This window comes from Haloferax sp. s1, from assembly GCF_058382125.1.
Genome location: NZ_JBZRPK010000347.1, coordinates 1 through 3419 on the forward strand (window position 1 = coordinate 1; position 3419 = coordinate 3419).

2 protein-coding genes and 2 pseudogenes are annotated in these 3419 nt (G+C 52.6%); 1 reads left to right on the top strand and 3 read right to left on the bottom strand.

Features of this window, described 5'->3' with window-relative positions:
- The 3 genes and pseudogenes from QT222_RS04125 to QT222_RS04135 all read right to left on the bottom strand — a co-directional run.
- A pseudogene (locus QT222_RS04125) lies at positions 1–787 on the bottom strand (NADH dehydrogenase subunit); the annotation flags it as partial.
- 140 nt (positions 788–927) lie between these two features.
- Positions 928–1461 carry an HD domain-containing protein gene (locus tag QT222_RS04130; RefSeq protein WP_004061092.1) on the bottom strand — a complete coding sequence of 178 codons (534 nt, stop codon included), beginning with the start codon at positions 1459–1461 and terminating at the stop codon, positions 928–930.
- Positions 1462–2071: 610 nt separating this feature from the next.
- On the bottom strand, positions 2072–2209 hold the full coding sequence (locus QT222_RS04135; RefSeq protein ID WP_169330965.1) for a DUF8556 family small protein: 138 nt from the start codon (positions 2207–2209) through the stop codon (positions 2072–2074).
- Between the two features lie 482 nt (positions 2210–2691).
- Here QT222_RS04135 and QT222_RS04140 point away from each other — a divergent pair.
- Positions 2692–3419, top strand: a pseudogene (locus QT222_RS04140) (hypothetical protein); the annotation flags it as partial.

Consider the following 3419-nt stretch of genomic DNA (forward strand, 5'->3'; position numbering starts at 1 on the left):
CCTTGGCGAGTGCAAGTACACAGTTGGTCCGCTTGCTCACGCCGAACTCAGCAGGTGGCCCCTCGACTTCGAAACACCAACCGGGACCACCGTCGGCGAGCGTTTCGTCGTCGTCCAGTTCCGCGGACTTCCTACCGGCGGCGTCAAGAAGTGTCGTGGCTGGCGTTCCGACCGGAACTTCGAGGAATCGGTGGCGAGGGACGTTTCCGTCGACGTGGACGAACTTCCGCGTCACGGTCTCGCCCTTGTCCAGCGCGTGGAAGATGTTGAACATCGTTTCGGTGTTCTGGACAATCCATCCGTGGTCCATCGGTAACTCGTTCTGCAGGACGACGTCGGCGACGAGTCTGAGCAGGACGCTCTCCATCCCGTACTCGTATCTGTCGTCGGTGTATGCGAACACCACACCCGACTCGTCGGCTGGGTCAATCGGTAGCTGTTCTGCCGTGTATACTGTCCCGTCCAAGGCAGCGTCGAGTTCTCCCATCCATTGCGCTTGGTTGGTCTCTTTGGCGCAGATGACGATCAACTCGAGCGTTTCTTCGAGGAGTGCGTCGAATAACGACGCCAAATCCTCTGTGTGGGTCTTGCCTAACCACTTGTCGATGTAGTAGACTGGCTCGCTCTCCTGGTGGTTTACGAGGAGAAACGATACCTCATCGAGGCGTTCCCACTTCGCGTGCGTCGGGAACCCTGCTCCACCAGCACCTGCGATTCCGGCGTTACGAAGTGTTGTGGCAATCTCCGGTACCTCCGCCTGTCCAAGCCGCTGGAGGTTTACGCTCATAGTCCTATTCTAGAGTTTCTTTCTAACGCCTCTATAGCATTTCTGCTATGAATAGCAATTTCGAGATATATGATAAGTAATAACGAGCACAATTGCTCCAGTTCGTGGAGCAAGCGATTCACTTGGCCTGTTGAGCGACATCAGCTTTCAATGCGTTCCTTCACAATAGGGAACTTGTCATTGAGTTCCTGAAATATGTCTTCGTCCCCGATATATGGTTCTGATTTGTCAATGAAATACTCCACCTTTTTGATCTGGTTCTTTTCCAGTTCTTCCGAATCTCCTAAGCCGTAGTAATCACTGTTATCTAAAATATCCGCAGCTTTAACAGCTACCGCGTTTCTTCCCAGCCCAAAGCACCTTTTATAAATATCGTAGTGTCTTTCGAGATAGTCGTCGATATTCTCGTCGAAACTAGTGGCTTCCACGATATTTGCAACGTCTTTCCCGAACTTCGAATGAATCTCATCGGAAGTTACATCTGTATCTTCTAACAGATCGTGGAGAAGACCAGAGATGACGATGTGCTTTTCATAACCTCTGTCGTAAAGATTCATTCCCACTCTTATACTGTGGAGGATCACCGGTTTCGGGTTATCTCCTGAGGCTTCGAACGAATGCACCAGATATTGAATAGCTCGTTCAATCTCTTGATCTTCTTCTAGATCCCTCATCTCTATGACTAGCGAGCGGATGTGCTATTAAGTTCTTTTTGACACGAACTGCCTGAGATGCCTTTGCTGGCCGACCCGATGACCTTGGACTCACTCCTTGTCCTTGTGAGAGTCGCACACCTACCTAACGGCTATTTCAGCGGGAAAATATTGACCAAATAGGATTCCAACAGAGCCACTTGCGGACATTTGCGGCCGGCCGCTCCTTGGTCTACACTGGGGCGACGAGTCGGCTAACGGTGGTGTGAAAATACACAGCTATCTGGTGAACTCCACTGGACAGCTTAGTCGTCTAGTGGAAGGTGATACACCTCTTCTGGGCGCTCTTCTTCGGATTCCGTTTCCGGAACGTCCACAAGGTGTTCCTCCAACTCTTGTTCGTTTTCAGTGAACCGATACCCGTGATGGCACATAGCGACTCACTGTGTTAGTATATGCCACGATGGGGTAAAGGTCTTGAGTTTAATCGACGCTCGATACCCGCACACTATCCGCCACGGCAGGTGCCGTGGCATCTACAGCGGTAGAAGTGAGTGTCTTGGGGTCACTGAAGAGGTCCTCTCCAAGGGGGCAAGAGACCAACGGTCTCTCCACGTACCACCGGGCAAGTTCACTCGCTATCTGCTTCTGGATGGTTCAACCGTCGGTACACTGCGACCATTCTCCACAACGACGTTTCGATATCCCCACCGCTAGATTCGGCCTGTAGTTGTCTGTAGAGTTCTTCTGAGATGGTGATTTCGGGCATTATACTAGTGTTAACAACGCGCACACTAATGTGTGTTAGGCTCGATAGGAGCGAAGCAATCCCGGCGAGTACCCCTGCCCACACTGACGCGGGCGTTGAACTACTGGGCTTGTACGCTGCGGCCAGAGTGCGCGCGTTTCTCACAGGGGTGGTCTCCGAACGCAACCGTACACCAATCCGGTCTGTTCTCACGGGTAGTTCATGGTACCCAGACGGTGAGGTAGTTCGTAGTTCCCAGACGGTGAGTAACCGTCTCGCGCGTTACTCTCTCCCCTCAGACTCACTCTGTAGCGATATTTACAGATAGTGACCAATCAGTTATTTTATCTTTATCTGTACGCACTGCAATTGATTACCTGCCCACAGTCTGGGTGGACTCGAGGTGACTCTATCCTGTGATGGATGCGGGGCGACTCCATCCCGCGATGGACGCGAGCGATTCTATCCTAACCGTGGGGTGATAGACGACGAGATGATATCTGATGAAACACAAATTCCGATTTGTACTGATCGTCTTCCTCTCGCTCAGCTTGGTTACTGCCGGTTTTGCTACGTCGGTAGCCGCCAATCACGAGAGCGACGAGATTGACATCGACACGGAGGATAGCGAGATCGAACAAGACGGCAACGACGTCGAAATCGAAGACGACGACGAAGACCTCGACTTCGAGTCCGATGGAGACGACGAGGTCGACATCGAAGTCGAGGACCACGAAATCGAACAGCACGGCGACGACCTTGAAGTCGAAGATGACGACGAGGACCTCGATTTCGAGAGTCACGACGGCGGGGACGAGGTCGACATCGAGACTGACGACCACGAAATCGAGAAGGACGACAACGTGGTCGAAGTCGAGGACGATGAAGACGACCTCGACTTCGAGGCCGACGAGGCAAACGACCTCTTCGACATCGAGTTCGACGACCACGAAATCGAACAGGACGACGACGCGCTCGAGGTCGAGAGCGATGCAGACGACCTGGACTTCGAATCCGATGGTGACGACCTCGACGTCGAGTTCGACGACTTCGAGGCCGAGAAGCACGGTGACGAGGTCGACGTTGAGACCGACGACATCGACTTCGAGAACGACGGTAGACTCGACATCGAGTTCGACGGCAGCGGCGGGATACACGTGCAAAGCGAAGGTGAAGACATTTTAGGTCAGACCGATGACATCGAACTTCAAAATGATGGTGAAGGTGTTGA

Excerpts from the sequence above, each read along its gene's own strand:
- QT222_RS04130 (WP_004061092.1), bottom strand. The coding sequence starts at position 1,461 with ATGAGGGATCTAGAAGAAGATCAAGAGATTGAACGAGCTATTCAATAT.
- QT222_RS04135 (WP_169330965.1), bottom strand. The coding sequence starts at position 2,209 with ATGCCCGAAATCACCATCTCAGAAGAACTCTACAGACAACTACAGGCC.